The 23182-nt window shown below is 38.8% G+C and carries 26 protein-coding genes and 5 tRNA genes; 8 read left to right on the top strand and 23 right to left on the bottom strand.

The annotated features are described in order from the left end of the window. Nucleotides 1-59: 59 nt before the first annotated feature. A complete protein-coding gene (locus tag ACZSMY_RS22120; protein WP_289585455.1) occupies nucleotides 60-959 on the top strand; it encodes an EamA family transporter in 900 nt (299 codons plus the stop codon). Nucleotides 960-1045: 86 nt separating this feature from the next. Here the strand turns inward: ACZSMY_RS22120 and ACZSMY_RS22115 are convergent, their stop codons facing one another. Both ACZSMY_RS22115 and ACZSMY_RS22110 read right to left on the bottom strand, forming a co-directional pair. After that, the gene (locus ACZSMY_RS22115) at nucleotides 1046-1645 is read right to left on the bottom strand and encodes a class I SAM-dependent DNA methyltransferase (RefSeq protein ID WP_042531148.1); all 600 of its coding nucleotides are present in this window, start codon (nucleotides 1643-1645) and stop codon (nucleotides 1046-1048) included. A 270-nt stretch (nucleotides 1646-1915) separates the two neighbouring features. Then, complete coding sequence (locus tag ACZSMY_RS22110) at nucleotides 1916-2383, bottom strand: nucleoside deaminase (RefSeq protein ID WP_256705541.1); 468 nt, start codon at nucleotides 2381-2383, stop codon at nucleotides 1916-1918. A 168-nt stretch (nucleotides 2384-2551) separates the two neighbouring features. Between ACZSMY_RS22110 and ACZSMY_RS22105 the strand changes: the two genes are divergently transcribed. Together ACZSMY_RS22105 and ACZSMY_RS22100 are read left to right on the top strand one after the other, a co-directional pair. After that, nucleotides 2552-3220 (top strand): RluA family pseudouridine synthase, encoded by a 669-nt coding sequence (locus ACZSMY_RS22105; RefSeq protein WP_042531144.1) that lies wholly within the window; start codon nucleotides 2552-2554, stop codon nucleotides 3218-3220. 169 nt (nucleotides 3221-3389) lie between these two features. Beyond that, on the top strand, nucleotides 3390-3605 hold the full coding sequence (locus ACZSMY_RS22100) for a YjzC family protein (RefSeq protein ID WP_042531142.1): 216 nt from the start codon (nucleotides 3390-3392) through the stop codon (nucleotides 3603-3605). Nucleotides 3606-3681: 76 nt separating this feature from the next. On the opposite strand, the gene ACZSMY_RS22095 is transcribed toward ACZSMY_RS22100, so the two are convergent. Next, nucleotides 3682-3822 (bottom strand): hypothetical protein, encoded by a 141-nt coding sequence (locus tag ACZSMY_RS22095; RefSeq protein WP_175297021.1) that lies wholly within the window; start codon nucleotides 3820-3822, stop codon nucleotides 3682-3684. 162 nt (nucleotides 3823-3984) lie between these two features. Between ACZSMY_RS22095 and ACZSMY_RS22090 the strand changes: the two genes are divergently transcribed. Next, nucleotides 3985-4440 carry a hypothetical protein gene (locus ACZSMY_RS22090; protein ID WP_193062444.1) on the top strand — a complete coding sequence of 152 codons (456 nt, stop codon included), beginning with the start codon at nucleotides 3985-3987 and terminating at the stop codon, nucleotides 4438-4440. 152 nt (nucleotides 4441-4592) lie between these two features. On the opposite strand, the gene ACZSMY_RS22085 is transcribed toward ACZSMY_RS22090, so the two are convergent. Both ACZSMY_RS22085 and ACZSMY_RS22080 read right to left on the bottom strand, forming a co-directional pair. Continuing rightward, nucleotides 4593-4946, bottom strand: a complete 354-nt coding sequence (locus ACZSMY_RS22085; protein WP_193062442.1) for a VOC family protein — start codon at nucleotides 4944-4946, stop codon at nucleotides 4593-4595. A gap of 92 nt (nucleotides 4947-5038) precedes the next feature. Next, nucleotides 5039-5575: a GNAT family N-acetyltransferase gene (locus ACZSMY_RS22080; protein WP_193062440.1), complete on the bottom strand. Its 537-nt coding sequence runs from the start codon at nucleotides 5573-5575 to the stop codon at nucleotides 5039-5041. Nucleotides 5576-5822: 247 nt separating this feature from the next. Between ACZSMY_RS22080 and ACZSMY_RS22075 the strand changes: the two genes are divergently transcribed. From ACZSMY_RS22075 to ACZSMY_RS22060, 4 genes are all read left to right on the top strand, one after another. Next, nucleotides 5823-6185 carry a PadR family transcriptional regulator gene (locus tag ACZSMY_RS22075; RefSeq protein WP_042531134.1) on the top strand — a complete coding sequence of 121 codons (363 nt, stop codon included), beginning with the start codon at nucleotides 5823-5825 and terminating at the stop codon, nucleotides 6183-6185. Beyond that, entirely contained in the window at nucleotides 6172-7170 is a 999-nt protein-coding gene (locus ACZSMY_RS22070) for an HAAS signaling domain-containing protein (protein ID WP_256705540.1), read from the top strand. The genes ACZSMY_RS22075 and ACZSMY_RS22070 overlap by 14 nt, the downstream gene beginning before the upstream one ends. Nucleotides 7171-7664: 494 nt before the next feature. Beyond that, nucleotides 7665-8426, top strand: a complete 762-nt coding sequence (locus ACZSMY_RS22065; protein WP_289585451.1) for a polyphosphate polymerase domain-containing protein — start codon at nucleotides 7665-7667, stop codon at nucleotides 8424-8426. A gap of 1 nt (nucleotide 8427) precedes the next feature. After that, entirely contained in the window at nucleotides 8428-9111 is a 684-nt protein-coding gene (locus tag ACZSMY_RS22060; RefSeq protein ID WP_368901285.1) for a DUF4956 domain-containing protein, read from the top strand. A 188-nt stretch (nucleotides 9112-9299) separates the two neighbouring features. Here ACZSMY_RS22060 and ACZSMY_RS22055 read toward each other — a convergent pair whose 3' ends face one another. The 18 genes from ACZSMY_RS22055 to ACZSMY_RS21970 form a co-directional block, all read right to left on the bottom strand. After that, a complete protein-coding gene (locus ACZSMY_RS22055) occupies nucleotides 9300-10241 on the bottom strand; it encodes an alpha/beta fold hydrolase (RefSeq protein ID WP_042531128.1) in 942 nt (313 codons plus the stop codon). A gap of 315 nt (nucleotides 10242-10556) precedes the next feature. Next, the gene (locus ACZSMY_RS22050) at nucleotides 10557-10907 is read right to left on the bottom strand and encodes a DUF2200 domain-containing protein (RefSeq protein WP_256705538.1); all 351 of its coding nucleotides are present in this window, start codon (nucleotides 10905-10907) and stop codon (nucleotides 10557-10559) included. 15 nt (nucleotides 10908-10922) lie between these two features. Beyond that, complete coding sequence (locus ACZSMY_RS22045; protein ID WP_042531124.1) at nucleotides 10923-11906, bottom strand: tRNA dihydrouridine synthase; 984 nt, start codon at nucleotides 11904-11906, stop codon at nucleotides 10923-10925. A gap of 235 nt (nucleotides 11907-12141) precedes the next feature. Continuing rightward, nucleotides 12142-12552 carry a DUF3021 domain-containing protein gene (locus ACZSMY_RS22040; RefSeq protein WP_042531113.1) on the bottom strand — a complete coding sequence of 137 codons (411 nt, stop codon included), beginning with the start codon at nucleotides 12550-12552 and terminating at the stop codon, nucleotides 12142-12144. Nucleotides 12553-12556: 4 nt separating this feature from the next. Then, on the bottom strand, nucleotides 12557-13006 hold the full coding sequence (locus ACZSMY_RS22035; protein WP_042531111.1) for a LytTR family DNA-binding domain-containing protein: 450 nt from the start codon (nucleotides 13004-13006) through the stop codon (nucleotides 12557-12559). Nucleotides 13007-13039: 33 nt separating this feature from the next. After that, the gene (locus ACZSMY_RS22030; protein WP_256705537.1) at nucleotides 13040-13786 is read right to left on the bottom strand and encodes an ABC transporter permease; all 747 of its coding nucleotides are present in this window, start codon (nucleotides 13784-13786) and stop codon (nucleotides 13040-13042) included. A gap of 23 nt (nucleotides 13787-13809) precedes the next feature. Further along, nucleotides 13810-14709 (bottom strand): ABC transporter ATP-binding protein, encoded by a 900-nt coding sequence (locus ACZSMY_RS22025; RefSeq protein WP_465148295.1) that lies wholly within the window; start codon nucleotides 14707-14709, stop codon nucleotides 13810-13812. 495 nt (nucleotides 14710-15204) lie between these two features. Continuing rightward, the gene (locus ACZSMY_RS22020) at nucleotides 15205-16743 is read right to left on the bottom strand and encodes an MFS transporter (protein ID WP_339235573.1); all 1539 of its coding nucleotides are present in this window, start codon (nucleotides 16741-16743) and stop codon (nucleotides 15205-15207) included. A 62-nt stretch (nucleotides 16744-16805) separates the two neighbouring features. Continuing rightward, nucleotides 16806-17672 (bottom strand): arylamine N-acetyltransferase, encoded by an 867-nt coding sequence (locus ACZSMY_RS22015; RefSeq protein ID WP_465148294.1) that lies wholly within the window; start codon nucleotides 17670-17672, stop codon nucleotides 16806-16808. 146 nt (nucleotides 17673-17818) lie between these two features. Continuing rightward, the gene (locus ACZSMY_RS22010) at nucleotides 17819-18454 is read right to left on the bottom strand and encodes a response regulator (protein ID WP_465148293.1); all 636 of its coding nucleotides are present in this window, start codon (nucleotides 18452-18454) and stop codon (nucleotides 17819-17821) included. 6 nt (nucleotides 18455-18460) lie between these two features. Then, on the bottom strand, nucleotides 18461-20140 hold the full coding sequence (locus ACZSMY_RS22005) for a sensor histidine kinase (RefSeq protein ID WP_465148292.1): 1680 nt from the start codon (nucleotides 20138-20140) through the stop codon (nucleotides 18461-18463). 279 nt (nucleotides 20141-20419) lie between these two features. Then, the gene (locus tag ACZSMY_RS22000; protein WP_289585447.1) at nucleotides 20420-21253 is read right to left on the bottom strand and encodes a CPBP family intramembrane glutamic endopeptidase; all 834 of its coding nucleotides are present in this window, start codon (nucleotides 21251-21253) and stop codon (nucleotides 20420-20422) included. A gap of 175 nt (nucleotides 21254-21428) precedes the next feature. Next, complete coding sequence (locus tag ACZSMY_RS21995; protein ID WP_042531100.1) at nucleotides 21429-22031, bottom strand: class I SAM-dependent methyltransferase; 603 nt, start codon at nucleotides 22029-22031, stop codon at nucleotides 21429-21431. A gap of 650 nt (nucleotides 22032-22681) precedes the next feature. Further along, nucleotides 22682-22755, bottom strand: a tRNA-Ile gene (locus tag ACZSMY_RS21990). Nucleotides 22756-22765: 10 nt separating this feature from the next. Continuing rightward, nucleotides 22766-22839, bottom strand: a tRNA-Gly gene (locus ACZSMY_RS21985). Between the two features lie 10 nt (nucleotides 22840-22849). Next, nucleotides 22850-22935, bottom strand: a tRNA-Tyr gene (locus tag ACZSMY_RS21980). A 19-nt stretch (nucleotides 22936-22954) separates the two neighbouring features. Next, nucleotides 22955-23027, bottom strand: a tRNA-Phe gene (locus ACZSMY_RS21975). Nucleotides 23028-23043: 16 nt separating this feature from the next. Continuing rightward, nucleotides 23044-23136 (bottom strand) — tRNA-Ser (locus ACZSMY_RS21970). Nucleotides 23137-23182 lie beyond the last annotated feature (46 nt).

Below are 23182 nucleotides of genomic sequence, written 5' to 3'. Positions count from 1 at the left end.
AAAAAAGAACAGTCTTTATCTATGATGGGTATATATTCTTTTATTTCGGAGTGAAATCGATGCAAGGAAAACTTTCTGCCTTTCTTATTCTTTTTGCTGCTGTACTTTGGGGAACAACTGGGACAGCACAGGCTTTTGCACCAGAAAATGCCCATCCTATTGCGATTGGGACGATTCGTTTAGCAGTAGGAGGACTCTTTTTATTATCACTTGTCCTTCTATTCGGCAAATTTGAACTAAAAAATTGGCCCATCAAAGCTACGGTGTTAGCTGCTTTAAGCATGGCTTTATATCAGCCGTTATTTTTTACCGCTGTCACCGTCACTGGCGTAGCTATCGGAACCGTTGTAGCCATCGGGAGCGCGCCAATTTTATCAGGGCTTCTGGAATGGATATTTTTTAAAGCTCGTCCATCAAAAATTTGGTGGGTGTCTACTTTCCTCTCCATTTCCGGCTGTATCCTGTTATTTACCAACAGAGAATCCACGTATGTTGATCCAGTCGGTGTCGTGATGGCTTTAGGTGCAGGACTTACCTTTGCCAGCTACACCCTCGCAAGCAGAGATATGGTTCAAAAATTCTCTTCCTTAAACGTGGTTGCAATCATTTTTACAATAAGTGCGATTTTCTTAGCTCCATTCCTATTTATTTTTGATATGTCATGGGTGGCGAGCTTGCAGGGTATCGGCGTCAGTATTCAACTAGGTGTTGTAGCTACAGGCATAGCCTATTTTCTTTTCGCCAAAGGGTTGGCTAACGTTTCTTCTTCGACTGCGGTTACTCTTGCTTTAGCAGAGCCGTTAACAGCAGCATTATTAGGGGTATTTCTGTTAGGAGAGAGCTTAAATACGACTGCCTGGCTGGGTATCTTTCTTTTGATTATGGGGATTGCGATATTGATTGGTTCATCCAGAGCAGCTAACCGGAAGAATAAAACTGCCGTGAGAGCTACACTTTAAAAACGTAATGATTTCATTTATTTAATTTTTCATCATACAGCTGAATAAAGGGCAGCGAGATACTATTCTCATTGCCCTTTTTAAATTTACTTTTTACCCGTCGCAATAAATAATGAAGCGTCCTGATTCATGAAAATATTGCTTCCATGATGAAATGTATGCATTTCTGTATCTCGAAGACCTGCGTGATTCAATGCTTGATTTATTTCTGCTTCTGTGAAGCCATTATGCACTTTGGGATGCTGTATCTTTTCATTTTTATCAAAATCGGCAATAATAAGTATTCCATTTGGGTTTAGGCGCGTACTTAATTTTTGCAGAAGTGTTTCTATATCTGGCACATGCAGCAAAACCAACGATAGGATGATGATATCTGCATACACATCCAAGTTATCTTCTTCTGCTAAATTACATTCCATCGCTTTAAAATGCTTTAATTGCTGCTGTTCTATTTTAGCTTGCGCAACTTGAATCATTTCCTCCGAAGCATCCACGATCCATCCCTTCTCAAAGCGGTCAGCCAGTTGAAAAGCCACTAATCCCGTTCCACCGCCATAATCCAATATGGAGTGATATTGCTTCTCAGCTATGCTTTTCTTTATCTCATCGGCTATCACCGTTGCCAGCTCTATTCGTTCTTCTGTGTCATATTTTTTTGCCATTCGATTGAATACATTCTCTTCCAACTTATAGCCTCCTGCACATGGGTGTCTTTTATTTTCCCAAATGAAATCTCTTTGGCTTCTCAATATACCATAATCGCAGATATAAACAAGCCATATGCTGGTACAATCAAAACCTTCTAATCATGCATTACCGCTACAATCATCCCTAATTTGTGAAGAATCCGGCACATTTAAAAATCAAACAAACGATTGATTTATTATATCGGGAAGCTTTATATACAAGCCTTTTGCATCCATCTTATAATCATCACTGTTTGTTCCTTATCTGGTTTAATAGTCCATTCTATTCTTAGCGTCTTTCCAGATTTGAAATGGTTTATCGTACTTATCCGGGCGAACCTGCATCATCTCGATATCACGCTCTTCTACAGGAAGTGCAATTTGCTCATAAATAAAATGATCATCAAACCCTGCTTCTGCAGCTTCTGTTTTAGAAGCCGCATAATAAACCGCCTCTGGCCTGGCCCAATAAATGGCGCCAATACACATGGGACATGGCTCACAGCTGGTATAGATTTCACAATCCGTTAATTGGAAACTGCCCAGTTTCTGGCACGCTTCCCGAATCGCCTGCACCTCTGCATGAGCTGTGGGATCATTCGCTGCTGTGACTTGATTATTTCCCGTACTGATAATTTCTCCACCCTTTACAACAATCGCTCCAAATGGACCGCCGCCCGCAACTGCACTTTCCAGGGCAATTTCCACTGCCTTTTCCATCCATTTCTTATTACCCACAAGTAACCCTCCATTTTGTTCATAAATTGTCTCCATCCTACACATATTGAAAACGCATTCATCATTATAACATATCAGCTTTTACTCATCCTATCATGCCCGACCCCTTGATAAAAAAAACTGCTGTGTTATCATTGCCTCAGTATTGAAATAAAGGAGATATTACCCATGAATGTTCCAATCCTTTATGAGGATAATCATTTACTTTTTGTAGAAAAGCCTGTCAATGTACCTGTACAGGAGGACCAGTCAAAGGATCAGGATTTGCTGAATTTCTTGAAGGAGGATATAAAAATACGTTATCAAAAACCAGGCAATGTTTACCTGGCGCTGGTTCATCGCCTGGATCGCCCTGCAGGAGGTGTCATGGTATTTTCGAAAACATCTAAAGCAGCCTCCCGTCTATCTGATGCCATTCGCCGGCAGGATGTAGAAAAGAAATATTTGGCAGTTGTGCGGGGAGTGCCTGATAAAAAGCAAGCTTTATTAGAAGATCATTTAGTCAAAGATAAACATGAAAACAAGGTATATACAACGCACGCAAATCATAAAGATGCCAAAAAAGCGAAGTTAGAGTATGAAGTAATTGGGAGCAAAAAAAATTTAAGCCTCCTTTCCATTAAACTGCACACCGGCAGACCGCATCAAATTCGTGTACAGCTCTCCTCCCGCAATTTGCCGCTTTACGGCGATCAAAAATACGGAGAAAAATGGAACCAGACTGGCGAACAGATTGCTTTATGGTCAGAAACACTTGCCGTAGAACATCCTACTAAAAAAGAAGAAATAAAAGTACAATCTCAGCCGCCAAATAAATTTCCATGGAATCTGTGGTGAATCGAAAGAAGCCTTTTTGTTCTCCCCAGCAGCAGATTTTTCCGTTAATTTCCTCTGCAACACCATCGCTGCACTCCAGAAAAAGAGCGTACATTGTTAAATTTTCCATTCATAGATACATTCATATTTCCGCATAATAAGCTTGAAATGCCTGAAGGAGGTATCTATGATGGGTGAAATCAGTCAGTTCAAGGGTGGAGAAAAGGCTCCCAATAACGGGATCTATATTGAAGTTGGTGAAACAGGCAGCAATGTAGAAGACCCGCAGCAGGTTTCGATGAAAGCTGGGGAAAAGTTTCCAGGAACGAAGAACAACGACCGTGTTTGGAAAAACAAACGCAGCCAGTCCCATCCAAGCCCGCGAAATAGCAGAAGTACGAATTAATTCAAAAAAGCAAAGGAGTTTCTAGTCTGGATTCCTTTGCTTTTTGTATATACAATCTCTTTTATTACGCCTTTTCCTATTCTGATTGCCTTCCGTATCTATGAAATAGCGCTTCTCCCACCAAGCCCAGTCCTATTCCTATCATGGTTCCCGCAGCAACATTTCCTGTAAATAAACCAACACCGATTCCCAAACACGTCAAACCTCCGATAATCATCCTATCCCTCCTCTATTCAAACTAAAAATAAACGCCTTATTTTATTACCCGTTCTTTTAATAAAAATTTAATAAATGATTTAGATTTCTTTAAGATATTACTCTTAGTATATGAATTGTAAGCGAAAAAAGTATGATAACAAAATAGAAAGGAGCTTATTTGATGACCATTCATAAAATAAATGATTATTTAGGTATACCGGTGCTTACTTTACTATTGCTTTCTCTGTTAGGCGTTCCCCGCGTCGTTTTACACGATTTATCCATGGTGGAGGAGGGAAGTTGGATTAACAGCATCTTGGTCTTTGCACCGATTATTATATGGATTCTGTTTATTGTTTTAAAAAAGGTGGAAAAACCCTTTTTATCTTTATTACTCATTGGTTTTTTCTACGGGATATTTTTAGCAATCGTTCACCAAGTTCTTTGGAACACTGCTATAGAAACACCTATTCAATTTGGCGGTAACTTAAGTAACCTGCCACAAGCCGCAGTAAATAGTATTGCTCGTACATTTGCATTCTTCAGCAGCGTCACAACCGGCATCGTACTAGGCGCAATCACAGGAGCAGCCGGCTCCCTAGTGAATGTTATTATGAAAGGCTTTAAGTCAGCATAAGCACAGAAAACAGACCAGCATTAACAGGCAACTGTGCTTCGGTAAAAAAAAAGCTCCTGAAATTTATAAAATGAACCGGATTATGGTGCACCATTTCAATATAAAGAAATAAAGCAAACCGCTCTTTTCAAAGGGTAGTTTGCTTTTTGGAATTAACACTCACTAATCATCAGGATATTCCCGTCCGGATCTTTAAAATTAAAATAATGATGATGCTCTATCTCTGTAAGCAAATGCACCCCTTTATTTTTCATATATTGAAATGCTTCTCCAATGTTATTAGTATTCAGGTGAAATGCCGGTGTTTTAAAAGTTTTATCCTTTGCGTAAATTTTACTATCCAACACAATTCCCGTGCCCTTCATAGGGATAACATAAAGATGACCAAAAAGGATTTCTCCATCTGCATGTAATCCTAAAATATCACAATACCAGTCTCTTGCTTTTTCGATATCACTTACCGGGATAAACACAGTTCCAATCTGTTTGAGGATAGGACTATCCATCAAAGCACCTCTCTTCTAATTTTTCAAACGGATTATTCATACTTGCTTCCCGTAACCAAAAATTTGTCTATTCCTCCAAATGAAAAGGACTATCAAACCTGCTTTTCATCTAAATCTGAATAAAGCATTCCGTACACAATGCTATCTGTCCATTCACCCTTATTCCAAAAATCCTGTATAAAATGCGCTTCTTTCCTCATCCCTATACGCTCACATAATTTTTGCGATGCTTCATTTCTCGCATCCAGATTTGCCTGGATACGATGCACATCAAATGAGGTAAACAGTCTTTCCACTAAACCACGCACAGCTTCAGTTGCATAGCCTTTTCCCGAAGCTTCTTGAGAAAAGCTGTAACCAATTTCAACGGTATCTTCCATCTCTGTATACCATACAGATAAATCACCAATCACCTTATTGCCACTTACCACTGCCAAATTTAAAGCAGTTTCTTTTGTAAGCACATTATTCTCCAGCTTGTTATGAAATTCCTCTTGTTTATTTTCATCGGTCCACTTCTCATGCAACAAATATTTACAGGTGGCTTCGTTATGATAAATATGAAATACATCCTCTAAATCGTTCACATTAAATGGTCTAATAAGTAACCTGTCTGTTTTAAATTCCAAAGCGTATCCTCCTATTTTTCTGTTATTTTGAATGGGGATGATAATACAAATTTGTCTAATTAAATTATACCAAATCTTCTTACAATATATCACTTTTCGTGCAATTCGGAATCACCTTCTTAAACGAAACATCCTTTTATCAGTGTTCATAAGGGATTATCTATAATAAAATATTTTGTATCAAACTTTAATATGCACTTTACAATAGTGTGTGTAATACACTATAATGAAAGTAGGAGTTGATAACATGGCGGATGCAAATGAACATTTAGATAAAATCATGCAGGAATTGAGAAGAGGAACCATTACAATAGGTGCATTAAGCCAGCTCTCAGAGCCGCAGTATGGTTATTCTCTCGTGACAATGCTTCATGAAAAAGGAATACACGTTGAACCTGGCACATTATATCCACTGCTGAGGAGACTGGAAAAACAGGGACTCTTAGATAGTACATGGGACACGAATGAATCGAGACCGAGGAAATATTACGTACTGAGTAAAACAGGAAAAGAAGTCTTTGATTTACTGGTTGTTGAATGGAAGAACATTGCTGCCAGCATGGATCAGGTAATAGAAAATAAGAGAGGTGACGAAAATGGAGATGATTAACCGGTATATTTATGCAGTTACGCAAAAGCTGCCTCAATCCCAGCGTGAAGATATTGCCATTGAGCTGCGCGGGCTAATTGAGGATATGCTGGAGGAACGATCCGGGCAAGGGAACAGAAGAGAAAACGATGTAGAAGAAATCCTGCTGGAGCTGGGCAGTCCAAGGTCATTAGCTGATAAATATCGAGGGAAAAAGAAATATATCATCGGCCCAGAGCTTTTTGATACCTATATTTTAGTAGTTAAGATTGTTCTCATTGTTATAAGTTCTTTGATAGGTATTGTATTTATCATCCAAACTATTTTAGAGCCGATGTCTATTTTAGATCATTTTATTGATATGATTGTTTCTGCCGTTACAGAGCTTCCACAAGCTTTCGGCTGGACAACATTTTTGTTTGCTATCGGTGAGCTGTACGGTGGAATGAAACAAAAAGATTTAATCGGGAAGGAATGGAAGCCTGCAGACTTACCGCCCATTCCAGATGAAAAGAGACAAATCAAACGCAGTGAGTCGATTATCGGAATTATTTTCTACACGATAATCATTGTATTTCTCGCCTTTTCGAATGAGTTCTTTGGAATTTGGGTATTTCAGGATGAATTTAACGATGTTGTTCCATTTTTAAATGAACAGACCTATGGCTCCTATTTATTGTTTATTGTTCTCATATTCGGATCTGGAATTATCAAAGAATGCCTGAAGCTCGTCGCCGGGGAATGGACGTATAGGTTAGCTGCTTATACAACAATTGTAAATGTCGTATCGATGGCAGCAGTACTATTTATGATTAGCGGGCCTGATTTTTGGAATCCTGAATTTATGAATCAATTGGCAGAAGCCGGAGTGGTTACGGCTGGTTCTGAAACATTTAATACGGTAACCATGATTTGGAATCAATCTACGTTCTGGATCCTTATTCTGTTTATTGTCGGTTTAGTGTGGGATGCTGTGGACGGATTTATCAAGTCTCGAAAAAAATAATTATATTCTAATGACGCATGGTTGAACAGAGAACAATTCAATCATGCGTCATTTCTCAGATTTTAACGTTGAGATAATTAGCGAATAGTTGATGCATCCATATTCACCTTTCCTGGTTAAAGGAATGTTCTGCCCATTTAGATACGTTTAACCAACTTCCCATTTTTTTAAATAATGTAAGTACTGTTTGCTTGGGCATCTATCCTCTCTATCCCCAGTCATTTTAAACCATTTATCCATTCATTCATATTTTCATTTGGTTGTCTCTCTTCAATCAACATCTTTAAATAATAACATTCATTTTGTAAGCTGATAATATTTGAATTAAAGACTCCAAGTACCAATCCTCCCAAAGCCGAATAAAACCGTTTCTGTATAATAGCTTTTCCAGTAAAGAATTATGAAATTTTATATTCTCACCGTTTTCTAATCAAATTGTAATCATCATCTTATCCGTTTCATTTAAGATGTTGTATGGAATGGAGGTGAAAAAATTGGCAATAGAGATTTTCAAAAGAAGAGAGCAAAAATATCTGATTACGTTGGAACAATATTCGCTCTTGCTGGAACAAATAATGCCCTATATGCGGTCAGATAATTTTGGTGTAGATGGAAGATATGTTGTCAGCAGCTTATATTTTGATAGCGATGATCACAAAATTTATTTTGAAACAAAGAATAAATTGGCTTTCCGGCAAAAACTTCGCCTACGCACCTATAATGAAACTGGTATTGAGAAGTCAGCTTTTTTTGAGATGAAGCAAAAACATAACAATGTGGTCAACAAACGAAGGATGTTACTTCCGTTAAAAGAAGCATATCACTATCTTGAAAAAGGAGATAAAAAACATTTAAATGACTTTCATACATCTAATTCGCAAGTACTTCGTGAAATTGATCACTTTCGAACATTATACGGACTAAAACCGGAAATGGTTGTTAGTTATGATCGCCATGCACTTCACGGAATAGACAACCCTGAGTTGCGTATTACATTTGATTTTAATCTACGCTGTCGCAATGATGATTTGCTTCTGGAACACGGTTCTGATGGAGAGTACTTTATTGATTGCAATCTAGTTGTATTGGAAGTCAAAGTAAATGATAGTGTTCCATTATGGTTAACCCGTATTTTACAGGCCCTTCAATGCGAACAGCGAAGTGCATCTAAATACTGTACCAGTATGGAATTGCTGCAGAGAAATCAACTGCCAGGTAAAATTGAAAGAGAAGTTGTATCAACAGGAGGAATATAGAATGGATTTTATGAATAAAATATTCGATTTACAAGCAAGTGAACCATCCAGCATTTATATGATTTTACTTGCATTGGTCATATCAACTTTATTGAGCCTAGTTATTACGAAGGTTTACATAATCACATTTACAGGCGAACGTTATGCACAATCCTTCGTACACACTATTATTATTTTGAGCATTATTGTCTCTGTCGTTATGAACGTTGTTAGTGATAATGCCGGAGTTGCATTTGGACTATTTGCTATTTTTTCACTGATTCGATTCAGAAGTGCGGTCACCAATGTGAAAGATATTGCGTATATTTTCTTCGGTCTTTGCGCAGGCATGACATGTGGGCTTTTTCGATTTGATTTAGCGATCATACTTACCTTATTTGCTTGTTTAGTACTTTACTTGCTTTACAAATTTGAATATGGAAAAGGAAAAGATACACAAATTTTAAAGGTAACTGTACCGGAAAACTTAAATTATGAAAATCTGATGCATGATCTACTTGCTGAGTATACACTAAGTTCTTCATTACGACAGGTTGAAACTACTAATCTCGGAACAATGATTTTGTATACTTATGCTATCCGGATAAAAAATGAAGTGCATGATAAAGAACTATTAGATCATATTCGCGAAAAAAATGCTAATTTAAAAGTATCCATTACTTATATGGAAAATACTGATGGGTAGAGTAAGCAGATAGTGTAAAGCCTTTTTATTAAGATGCGCTATATAAAAGAGGATATTAAAAAAGCCGAAAAGCAAGCGTTAAATAAGATGATTCTTTGAAAAATCATTTTATTTAACGCTGGCATTCTCGGTAAATATATTATGACAATATATTTACCGAGAATGCTGAACAACTTTAATTGTTATATTTACATTACTCCTTTATTTATTACGCCTTCTATAAAATCGACAATGCCATCTTCCACTTCTTCTCGAATATCTCGATAGTTGTGAATTTCGTGGCGATAACCACTGTACAGTTTTGTTTTTACCGTATGGCCTGTCTCTGCTAACCAATTGGATACAGCATAAACCCCTTCTCCATATAAACCGACTGGATCCTGATCACCAGCAATATTATATATAGCTATGGAGATAGGGACATTCTCTGCCCACTCTGTTCCAACAATCTGCTCCATCATTTGTACAAAATCATATAAAGACCGGATATTAGGAGGCGATGTGAAGTTATTAAATGGATCATTGGCATGATCAGCTACAATATCCGGATCTCCACTGATCCAATCATTCGCTGTATTCGGTTGATCTATCCGATCTGTCATCCAGCCCAATAACTTACCCAGCGCCTCTGCATCCACTTGGTCCCCCTCACCTGCATCAATTCGGTTTTTCAACTCTATACTCAACTCAGCGGCAGTCGGTAAAACACCCGATGTGCCACATAATATAGCACCTTCCACTCCTTCACCATATTTAGTTAGATAATTTCTAACAATCATCGAACCCATACTATGACCAAATAAGAAAAATGGCAGATGAGGAAATCTCTCTTGTACCATTCGACGTAATTGGTGTTCATCTTCCACCATCGTCATATATCCTTTCTCTCCCCAATTCTCCCAATTACCAGAATCAAATGCTGTTTTTCCATGACCAATATGGTCATCACAAGCTACAATAAAACCTTCTTCATTTAACCTTAAAATCATATGCAAATATCTTCTGGAATGCTCTCCGAATCCATGCACCAGCTGTATAATTCCTTTTGATTTACGAATTGGTGTATAAATCCACCCCTTAATCGTATCCTGCTCACTAAATGACGTAAATGATATCTCATGCAGTCCCATATTCATTTCCTCCTTCATAAAAATAATAAAAAAAGATACACTAAAACCGATCCTTTCTAATTCAGACCATCTAGTGAGCCTTCTCCAATTCTCATCTCTTTTTCATTAACTTTAATTTCAATTAAAAACCCCTTTGTAAGCGTTGTCAATATATATTTGTAATTATGAATTTTAAGAGAGTATCTTCTTTATTAACAAAAAATGATTTCATTAGCACACCTATTAACTCTTAATACAATTTATAATAGCATTTTATTGACAAACCAAAGACACTGATTCTCCTTTCATTGAATCAGTGTCTCTCCATTTCAATCTTTATTCCCTCAATATCTTCTCCATCTTCTTCCCTTTTGCCAATTCATCAATAAGCTTATCCAAATAACGGATTTCCTGCATCAGCGGTTCTTCTATATCCTCTACACGCACACCGCAAATGACGCCTTTGATCAGGGAGCGGGAATCGTTCATCCGCGGAGCTTCTGCAAAGAAAGTCTCAAAGGTTACCTCTTTTTCAATTTGCGCTTCCAATTCTTCTTGACTGTAACCTGTCAGCCAAGTAATAATCTCATCGACTTCTTCTTTGGTACGGTCTTTTCTCTCTGCTTTGTTTACATAATGCGGATATACACTTGCAAAAGTCATTGTGTAGATACGATGATTAGCCATGGTATAGCCTCCCTTTTACTGTTCCGTCACTGCGTCTTCTGTTTCCAAATGAAACGCGTCCAGCAACTTTCGAACTTCATCCGTTGTTTCGGTATGCATCAATTGATTTCTTAATTCACCGGCTCCCCGGAATCCCCGCACGTAAATTTTAAAGAATCGGCGCAATGGTTTGAAGGCGCGCGGCTCCTGCTCTGAATATTTATCATGCAGATCCAGCTGCAATCGTAACAAATCCAGCAATTCCTGACTGCTGTGCTCCCGCGGCTCTTTTTCGAATGCGAATGGATTTTTAAAAATTCCCCGTCCAATCATCACGCCATCGACACCAAATTCTTCAACAAGCTTCAAGCCTGCTTCCCGGTCCGGTATATCTCCATTGATGGTTAACATCGTATCAGGTGCAATCTCATCACGAAGCTTCTTGATTTCTCCAATCAATTCCCAGTGCGCATCGACCTTACTCATTTCTTTTCTCGTACGCAGGTGGATGGAAAGATTCGCTATATCCTGCTCAAACACGTGCTTCAGCCAGTCACGCCATTCATCTATATTTGAATAACCAAGTCGCGTTTTCACACTGACAGGGATTCCGCCAGCTTTGGCAGCCTGGATGATCTCCGCTGCTACTTCCGGACGAAGAATCAATCCGCTTCCCTTTCCTTTGGAAGCCACATTCGGCACAGGACATCCCATATTAAGGTCTATGCCTTTATAGCCCATTTCCGCCATTCCAATGCTCATCTCACGAAAATTATCCGGCTTGTCCCCCCATATATGGGCAACCATCGGCTGTTCGTCCTCGGTAAAAGTCAAACGCCCGCGCACACTATAAATGCCCTCTGGATGACAATAGCTCTCCGTATTTGTAAACTCTGTAAAAAAGACATCCGGGCGGCCTGCTTCAGCTACAACGTGACGGAAAACAACATCCGTTACATCCTCCATCGGCGCCAATATAAAAAACGGGCGTGGTAAATCACGCCAAAAATTATTAGTCATTTCTCCATTTCAATCCTCTCATTTATGGATGGATAAGGCATTATATACTTATCCTATATGTTAAAGCAGTCATCGATACTGCTTCTTTTTTATTTTGTCCATGATAATATTATCATAAGAGGGCTGCAGAGTACAAAAAGACAGAATTATAATTACAGCTTATCCAATCAAAAAAGACTGGAACATCACTTATCCAAATAATCCTCATTCAGAAAAAGCGTTCCAGCCTCCACACCTACTTATTTTTATGCAAATATTTATTTAACGCCGCTTCCTGTCTTTTAAAGTATAGATACCAGCAGAACCAGTTTACGACATACAGGAGGATAAAAATCAAACTGCCCCATAAAATAACCCAGCCGTTGAGAGGAATCCAGCCGACTAAACCAGCAATAATCAGCCAAAAACTATACGTAAGGACAAAATGGATAATCGATTTTTTAATCAGATGGTTCCCGCTTTCTCCAAAGATAAGCGAAGATATGCCGAAATAGACGCCCATTAACATGCTTGCTCCCATATGCATCCATATTTCCGAAACTGTTGACTCCACAGCATTGAGTTTCATAATGGTGAGGACAATAAACGTTAATATCGCTCCGAAAGCGATGCCCAGTGTCGAACGCTTCAACATTTCAAGTATCATAATATTACTGTCCTCCCTGCATTAGTTTGTTTTTAATGGCGCTGACATATTTTCGCGTAATATATTCCTTGTTGCCAGATTGAAAATAAACACATAAATTTCCATTAAAGGATGCTTCAAATTTTTCAATACGATGGATATTCCCGATAACCGACTTGGAAAAGCGCATAAAACCATATGGAACTAAGAACTCCTCCACTTCATACAGCTTCATTCGCACTTCAAAACGCCAATCCTTGGACACCGCATAGATTTTTCGTTTTTCCGCATGAATAAAATCAATCTCCTTTGGTTCCAGCAGGACCGTCTGTTCCTCATCAACCCCAAATAAACGCTGCTGTTTTTTCCTTTTAATCACATTCACAATATCCTCCAGCTCCTGCGTCCATTCCTTAGCCTGGATAGTGATTTGCGTTTCTTCATGGTTATCATCGATATCAATGTTTATTTTCATTCCGACCCCTCCACATTCGTTTCACATCTACGGCTAATTCACAGCTCGTTTCAGAAAATATGGGTACCGGATAATGGCAATACTAAATGCAGCTAATCCAATCGCTAATAAGACACCTAACGTCTGGAATAACTCCGAAGCTTGCGTGGTTCCTGCCATCGCATCCTGGAAAGACTGGTGTGCCCAGTATTGCGGCAGAAAACGGGCGATTGTCTGCATAAAGTCCGGAAGCATTTCAAGGGGCATCCATAATCCGCTTAGCATCGCTCCACCGAGAGCAATAATTTGTGTAATCGCAATCCCCATATTTTCGGTATTTACTGTCAGTGACATAGCGATCCCGATTGCTGTCACTGTAAATGTAATAAACAAGGATAAAATCAATAAAATAATCGGCTCACCTAATGAAACATCATAAACGACCTTTCCAAATAAAAATAACACAATAATCTGAAATAATACAATAAACATGAAGGGTAACCATTTTCCCAGTAAATAGGAATAGCTTTTGAGTGGTGTGCTTGCCAGCCTTGCCGTTATCCCTTTGTCTCTGTCTTTAATAAATACCTGCACCATCGAAATCATAATAAAAAATACAAACATCACTACATATCCTGGAACAATGGATTGAATAACCTCTTGCCTCGTCGCATCGTCGACTCCAGAAGTAAAGATAGCAATAAATAATACCGTAAATAGAATAGGCAGTAAGAATATCCAAAAAACAAGCCCTTTATCCTGTACATGTTTTTTTAATTCTACTATCATAACAGCATTCATTATGAACACCTCCAGCTTTATTTTTAATCTCTCAAGTTACTTCCAGTCAACCGGAAAAATACATCTTCCAACCGTGGGCGAACAAGCTCCAGCCGCTCTACATCTATTTTCTTCTCTCTGCAATAGGAAATCAGATTTTCCATCGCTGACAGCGCTTCTTCTGTATAGATTAAAAATGCATCCTTCTCCTGCGAAACATCACCATACGATTCCAGCTGTTCAGCCGAAATATGATCTGCTTTAATATAAATGGATGGCACCGCATATTGTTGAAGTAATTCACCTACCGCTCCATTCTCTATCAATTTCCCTCTATCGAGAAATGCAACATCGTCACAGAGTCTTTCCACTTCCTCCATGTAATGACTGGCATAGATAACCGTCTTCCCTGCTGTTTTCATTTCTTCAATCATTTGAAATATATATTGCCTTGATTGGGGATCGATACCGACTGTTGGCTCATCCATGATGATAAGCTCCGGATTATGCATCAGTGCACAGCCAATATTCAGCCTGCGCTTCATTCCCCCTGAAAAAGTGGATACTTTATCTTTGCTCCTTTCGCTAAGACCGATTAGCGCCAGCACTTCCTTTGTCCGTTGAGCCAGTTTGTTTCCTTTTAATCCATATATTCTTCCAAATAAATATAAGTTGCCGGATGCTGTGATATTCTCTTCCAATACAATATCCTGTGGAACATAGCCTAATTTCTGTTTTGTTTTATCGGAGATTCGTTGTTCATTAAATTCAATTTTTCCTTCGTAATCGCGGATAATAGAAGTAATCATCTTAATTAAAGTGGATTTTCCCGCACCATTGGGACCTACCAGCCCATAGCAGGTGCCCTCAGGGATAGTCATCGACATATTTTTTAATGCCTCTGTTTTCTCATAGCGCTTCGTTACATCTTGAATCGTCAGCATACTCACTATCTCCTTTCATTTATATTATGGCGAAGGAATAAAGGGTTGCCTTGAAGAATGGAATAACATGCGTGGCTCGAGGTATGAAATGCTGAAATAGTTGTTTAAAAAATAATAAGTTTATGTGGCAATTTTTACAATGCGGATTTTCATTCACTCCTCACAACTTTCAAAGAGATAGCTATCACGAAAAATGTTAAACAAATAATAGCTGTGGACACAACAATTGCTGTTGGTAAATTCATTATTTATCACTCCTTTTCCTTTATACTATGGAAATAGAAACCGTAATTGGGGAGATAAGAGATAACATGCAGGGTAACATGTAAAAAATCTTGCTTAACATCTATATAGCTTGAACAAATTATTTTAATAACAGATGTCTCTATTGTATAAATCTTTTTTACAATGAAAAACCCCTTAGACTATCCTGTCTAAAAGGGTTATCATTCCTATTTATCTTTTCTGGAAAACAGAATAACTATAAATAACAGCTTACTTCTCTTTCCCTATAAACCTAAACTTCCATACAATAGTAACCATTAAGACAATCAAACCAATCGCAGTTATTCCATAGACCGTTTGAAGCGCAATGGTAAATGATGACTGTATAGCTTGAAGCATTTCCGGGAATCTTTCTGATACGGCAACAGCTGAACCAACGTTTTCCATGGCTGAATCAGCTATTTCTGCAGGCACTCCAGCAGGAATAGAATTCATCAGCACCCAACGGTAAACTAACATTCCAAGACTCCCAATGAATGCAATACTCACTACCGAGCCAAATCCGCTGCTTACATCGGACATCGCAGAAGCTGAGCCAGCGCGCTCTTGTGGAACACTGGAGATAAGCTGCTCACCGGTAATCGTCATAGCAGGACCTACTCCGAATGCGAGAAGGGAAGCACCAATAATTAACAGAAGTGCTCCTGCATCATGCACAGTTAACATAATAAATAATGCACCAGCTGAAGCAGTTAACAAACCTGCTACCATAGCATATGCCGGACGTATCCATCTTGTAAGCACAGGAGATATTAACGTTCCCGCCATCGACAAGAGTGCAGGGATAATCAACAGAAGACCTGCCTCTGTTGGAGTCAGTCCTACAACTGCTTGCAAATGTTGTGCAAAAAGCATATCTGCCCCAGTCGTTACAAGTAATATAATCATCAAAGCAATCAATGAAAAATTAAATTTGCGAATTCGAAACATGCTCAAATCCAATAGTGGATCTTCCGCTTTTAACTGCCGACGAATAAACAGTACTCCAACTCCAATACCAATCACTACAGATCCAGCGTAAAGCATATTAAAACCAGCGTTAGCCATTTCCTGCAAACCGAAAATCAAAGTTATCAATGCGAATGAGGATAACAAAACACTGATAAAATCGAGACGTTTTGAATCCTTGTTGCGATACTCAGGAAGTAGGGGCGATATAACTAACAATACAATGGCAATCGGAACATTAATGAGAAATACAGCTCCCCATCCAAAGTAATCCAAGAGTAAACCGCCCATTGGAGGCCCTAGCGCCATGCCAGCTGAGAATGCGCTAAGGTTAATAGCAATTGCTACTGAAAATTGTTTTGGATTGAAAAACATATTGCGTAGTAAAGACATCGTGGACGGCATCACAGTTGCAGCCGCTACACCAAGAAGTGCTCTTGTCGCAATCAACATCCAAGGCTCCGTCGAAATTGTAGCAATAAAGGAGGCTGCCCCATAGACAGTTACACCAATCACAAGCAATCGCCTTCTCCCTATATTGTCACCCAAACGCCCCATCGTTAATGCGAATCCCACAGCCAGCAATTCGCCAACATGAATAATCCAAAGCATTTGTGTACTGCTTGGTTCCAAATCAGCAGCAATTGATGGTGTGGCAAGAAAGAGAACGGTCATGTCGGTTGAAAGCATAAAAACTGCTAAAGTTAATGCTCCAAGCCCTATCCATTCTCGCCATGTTGCCCTTTGCGCTTCATCAATATGCGCATTACTGCCATTTTGATTATCGTTTGTGTTACTCATAGCTGCCTGCTCTCCTTTTAATATGACTTAACCATTTCCATACTCAAGGTTATTGTTCACTTCTACAAATCTCCCTTTAACTTTTTAAAAATATCCATTCCAAGTTCCTCAAGCACATCTATGGCATTTTCGACTGGCAATTTAGGAAGTTCAAATTCCTGATTGATAACCTCGCGAATAGCTTGACGATCTGCTAATATATGCTTTTCAACCTCTCCATCACTATATTGAATACTTAACACATTATTAACTAAAGATAGAGACCGCCGTTGATTCAATTGCCAAATTTGGCAACGTAAATCAGACGTAAATAATCCATTAGGCTGGAAATATTCTTTGATTGCCTGCTGAAAATCATCAAATTGGTAGATTTTCTTTGTATCAAAATCCCAGACTATATTCTCAGATAATTCTCTATTCACATATCGGTAATACCTATACGTTCCTGGTTCATTTCCCGGACGAAGTTTTATCTCAACATTTCCAAATCGGGAGACATTCATCGGGTCTGTTTGCAAATGAACCGGTTCAAAAAAAGGAGCACCATTACCAGCATCTACATACACTTCTTCCTCTTCACCTGGTATCTGAACGAGCAAAGCAACATGCCTTCCGCCTAAAAAAGCATAACGGTTTTGGAAGCCAAGCTGTTTTAATAGCTGATGAAGACTACTGTTGATTACATAACACGTCCCGCCCATATGATACTGAAATAGCTGTCTAACAAACCGCTTTTCATCTTGAACAAGCTTCCCTTTTTTTTGATATTCCTCCAATTGCAGCAACGTGCTAATATTTTCAAAAGGAATTTGATTTAAATGAGCGCTGGATATTTCAGTTAAATATTCCAGCGAAGGCTCTTTAACAGAGACCTGAATATAGTGCAAATACTCCCTTGCCCACCCAGGCAATTGTTTTTGATTCATCATTCTCTTCACTCTCCTTTATTTCTTGTTTTTATCTACTTTCACTATACTAACCCTTAAAATAAAGCACATCCTACAGCTGTCTAAAAATCCCATAGAAAAAAGGCCTTACCATAAATAAGACCTTTTCTACGACGACCGTCGTATACTTATACTTCAAACCATCTATGTTTTAAAGCATGAATCGCCGCTTGAGTTCGATCTTGAACCTCCATTTTACCAAGGATACTTGTAATATGTGTTTTCACCGTTTTCTCTGTGATATAGAGTGCTGCAGCAATCTCCTTGTTACTTTCTCCATATGTGATATGTTTCAAAACCATCCGTTCTCTAGGTGTTAATTCATAGTAGCTGGATTGTTTCTCATCTTCTTTGGCGACATGCACCATTAAATGGCTAGTTATTTGCGAATGAAGCGAAGTTCCTCCCTCCATAACAGCGATGAGGGTTTCTTCCAAAAAGGTTGGGTCAACATCTTTTAGCTGATAACCGCTGGCACCCGCACGAATTGCCGGTATAACATGGTCCTTATCAGAGGAGCTAGTGAGTATAACCACCTTCACTTCAGGATAGTCTGCTTTTATTTGTCTGGTCGCTTCGATTCCATCCATATTTGGCATGATCACATCCATCAACACAATATCCGGCTGCAGTTTTTTCACTTGCTGCAATGCTTCTTTTCCATCCTGGGCTTCACCTATAATATCGATACCAGGCCTTGTTTGCAGAAAAAAGCGCAGACCTTTTAAAACGACAAGATGATCATCGACAAGTAATACTTTCAAAGAATATCACCTTCCTTTTCGATGGATTGGAACACGAACAATAATCGTCGTACCCTTTCCTTTTTCACTATTTATATGGAAAGAACCTTCAAGTTCTTCGACTCTTTCTTTCATACTTGTAATACCAAGGGATTGCTGTTTCTCAACAGCACCTCCACTGCCTTGATCTCTCACTTTCATTGTAAAGCCATCAGCATCTGATTGTATGACCATCGCAGCTTTAGATGTCCCAGCATGTTTTTGAATATTATTCAATGCTTCCTGTCCAATTCGCCACAATGCTTCTTTATACGATTGATTTATCTCTAAATCATCCGGAGCCTCCATAGATAAATCCAGCCCAATTTTTTGTGCATATTCGTGGAATGAAGTAATCAGTCCCTGTTCAAGGTGATTGGGACGAAGCTGCCAAATCAAACTCCGCATGTCTATTAAAGCTTCTTTTGAAAGCTGCTGAACTTCCAGAACAGCTTCCAAAATGGCACGTTCCTTCTTATCAATTAATCTTTGCAGCCCACCTGATATTAATGAGAGAGCAAACAATTTTTGATTGACAGAGTCGTGTAGATCCCGTGCAAGTCGATTTCTTTCCTTATCGACAAGCAATGCTTCCCATTCTTCATGTAGACGGATACGCTCAATACCCATAGAAAGATGATCAGCGAGTCCTTCCAGCATTCCGATTTCCAAATGATCACATGCTGTGGTGTTTCGGCTAAGCAATAACACACCGAATGTTGCCTCAGGTCTATCACGCATAAACAAAGGAAAAGCAATGGAATAAAGAGATTGATAGTCTTTTAAAGAGAAAAAATGCAACGGCTGTTTATTGTTCTGTGTAACACGCTGTTGTGCATAAGCTTTTCGAATGAAATCTGGTCGAGAAAGGTTTATTTCTTGTTCCGTATCAAAAACTTCTTTAGGCCCATGTTCATCTGAATGGAATTGGACGGTCAGCCTCTCTTCCTCCATTGTAATAATAGCGGCATGTGTCCAATGGGGTAAATGATGATGTAACGCTTGCATGATTCTCTGAAACAATTCATTTCGGTTAAGAACATTTCCAATTTCATGTTTAATTTTTTCGGCATTGGCATAAGCATTGATAAGATAACGTGCAGTATCATTTACTTCTTCTTTTGTTTGCTCCACGTGCAAACGCGTCCGTTCTACTGCTGCACCTATTTGATAAGCAATGGTTTCCAAAAGGATAAGGTCCTCCTCTTGAAAACGAAGACGCCCAGGTGAAGCTAAATTAAGCAAGCCGATTTTCTTCCCGCGAATCGTAAGAGGGATACTCGCATGATGGGTAAGTCCCCGTGTTTCACCCATCTTATCCGTAACAGCTTGTTTAAGACGAAAACATTTCACATGGTTGACAGCCTGTTTCATACGTCCTTCCCAATAAAGCTGCAAACACGTACAATCGGTGCATCCTTCCTGACAATGCATCAGTTCTTCTCTGTTATCAGCCATCGCAGGCGGAAGTTGATAATCAGCAGCAAGACGGTAAAAAGTAGCATCCTCCGTTAAAAAAATCCATCCGGTTTCCAATTCCATTAATTCAAGCAAGCGTTCTAATGATAATTGCAGCATTTCATGGAGGTCCATGCTCTTATTCAGAGTCTCCGAAATTTCCCGCTGGATTTGCAGTGCTTTTTGATAATTTGATAGATGACTCGACATCTATGCTTCCTCCTTTTGCCCGCTTATACAGTCGTTTCTTCTTTACAGGAAGCAACATTATTCTTCGTTAAAGCTTAATTCAAAACTGTATAGCCTAAAACAATTAGCAAGCGCTTTCTTCCTTGAATTCATTATCCTTTAAACTGAATTATTTTTACTTTCTTCATCTTAAAGTTAGCGTATCAAATACTTTGTTTCCTCACAAGATATCTATTTCAAAATGGATTATATCCATCTCCCTTTCATATCATATTATCTATTTTAGAAGATGCCAAATACTTATATACTTTTCTTGTATAAAATATGCTTTGGATTAATAACAACAAACAGTAACGCCACAACAAAATAAAACAGCATAACATATACCAATATATCTAATAAATCTCCTCTAATGATTACAAGGGAAAAATTAAATATCTGATGGGCAACAATCGGTATGAGCAGATTGTTGTTTAAATTATAAAACAACGTCACAATAATGGAAAAAGAAATAATCCCAATCATAAACAGGACGATATACTTGATTAAGTCTATCCCAGTATACCCTGAGGCAAACCATAATGGCATGTGCCAAAAACCCCATAAAACACCTATGATGAATGCTGCTGATAAAGGAGAATGTTTCTTTTGAAGTTCATTTAAGGCATACCCCCTCCACCCCAACTCTTCACCTAAAGGCCCCCGGACGAATTGATCGAAAAATACGAGAGATAAGATTCCCATACTGGTATACGATATTGCTGCACCTTCCGTTGAAGTTGTTGAAGTTGATAATAGAAATATGGTTATGCCGATGATGATAATTTGGAGGATGAACACGCTGCTGAGAACAGAAAATTTAACCTTTGGCGCAAATTGTTGTTTAACAAAATCCTTCAGCCTTAATCCGGGATAAATCTTTTTAAATAAAATAATAAATGCAAAGGTGGATGACCATGCAGCTATGATTTGTAAAAGGTTTGTTATGCTCTCTGGCGCACCAAACATCATGCTGATACCGATAATCAGAAAAAGTACAATAAAAATGATGTAAGATAATACAACAAAACATCCAAATGCGCTTTTTGTTGTTTGGATGATTAAATTCCCCCTTAGTGCTATTTTTAGCCTCATGAAAGCTGCTAATTATATCTTATTAAATCATCTAGCTTTTTGACGCACAAGCGACCCAGGTCTGATTTCTGTATTTGGTTCCATTTCATGTGTGTTTTTAATATATAGGCAAAATCTCGGAAAAACGTTTGAATTCACTGATGTGGGAAAAATCTAATCTTTGCAAAACCATTCATTAACATGGTTTAGCCCATATCAAATACAAAGAGCCTGCCAAATAACGCTCCTCCCTGACAAGCTTCATATCAGCATTTTTTACAATAGCAGAAATATTTCTGTTTTGATGGCACCCTACAATCTTTACTGCCAATGGATCTGCCATTTTTTGCATTCCTGCCAGGAGTTTATTATCGCTAATCCCATGTTCCAGCATCAGTATCTTCCCTTCCGGCTTGCACCACTTTTGAAACTTATTCAGGACATCCACTGGTCTTTGATAGGCACAAAAACTAGTAGAAGATACGATGGTATCAAAGCTATTCGCATCAAAATCCACTCTTTCCACATCATTTTGGATAAGCGTCGTTTGAAAAGGATAATCTTTCGCCGCATGCGCTGCTTTTTTCAACATTTCGGGGCTAAAATCCACCCCTGTCAGTTCTATATCTCTACGATAAAAAGGAAAATTAAGACCCGAGCCAATAGCAACTTCCAAAACGTTTCCTTCTGCTTCTTGAAAAATTCGTCGGCGAAAACGAGACATTGGATCATTCTTACGCCGTTTATCATATTTTTCTGCCTGCTTATTAAATTTTTTAATTAATGTTTTTTGATCCATACCATCCCTCGATTTCCTATTTATTTAGTGATATTTTAGCTATTCTACATGAAATACTACTTTTATGTTTTAATATTTTGTCTTTTCCGTCTAAAAAAATTCTGTTTATTTTGAGTGCTTCATCTGGTAAGTCTATATAAATGGCAACGTACCGATATGCATACAGGTTCGATTTTCTCCATCCATTCTATTATAGTCCCCCTGGCTCACATATTGCATTATTTAGAAGCATTTACATTGTGTTGTATTTCACCAACAATACGCCACATCCTTTTCTCTTTCAATTTAGCACCAATTGCTTCTGCTCTTATATTATCGGGAAAGCCATTTGATTTCTATATAAAAATGAAAAAAACGTTAGCGAATTTCCATCCCTGTCCCCTTTCAAAAAAGATAGGAATTTTTTTCACCAACGTCACATATTGACTGGAATAAGGCCTCCACACCATTTAACGACTTTACAGAGACGTCTTTCAGCCATTCGAATACTTTCCTCCCCATAAAAAAAAGACCTCACAGAGAGAGTCTATACCTTTGACCAGCAGCTTAGAAGGCTGTTACTCTATCCTTCTGCGTTAAGGGGACAATGATAATTCTTATATTAACATACGAATGTATGAAATTTGCACTGTGAATATATGTATAAGTAATGGGCCTGAGTGGACTCGAACCACCGACCTCACGCTTATCAGGCGTGCGCTCTAACCAGCTGAGCTACAGGCCCATTTTAGTAATGGAGCGGGTGAAGGGAATCGAACCCTCATCATCAGCTTGGAAGGCTGAGGTTTTACCACTAAACTACACCCGCATATTTAAGATGGTGGAGGGAGTAGGACTCGAACCTACGAACCCGATGGGAGCGGATTTACAGTCCGCCGCGTTTGGCCAACTTCGCTATCCCTCCACTATGAATTTAAAAAAGGTGGCTCGGGACGGAATCGAACCGCCGACACAAGGATTTTCAGTCCTCTGCTCTACCGACTGAGCTACCAAGCCAATTAACAATTATGTATGGAGGAGGTAGAGGGATTCGAACCCCCGCGCGGTTTGACCCGCCTGTCGGTTTTCAAGACCGATCCCTTCAGCCAGACTTGGGTATACCTCCACTTTATTATAAAATCTGCAAATTAAATCTGAATCATCAATGAATA

This window comes from Oceanobacillus sp. B139/18, from assembly GCF_055524595.1.
Note: the sequence above shows the minus strand (reverse complement) of the source record. Positions and strands in the feature narration are given on the sequence as shown.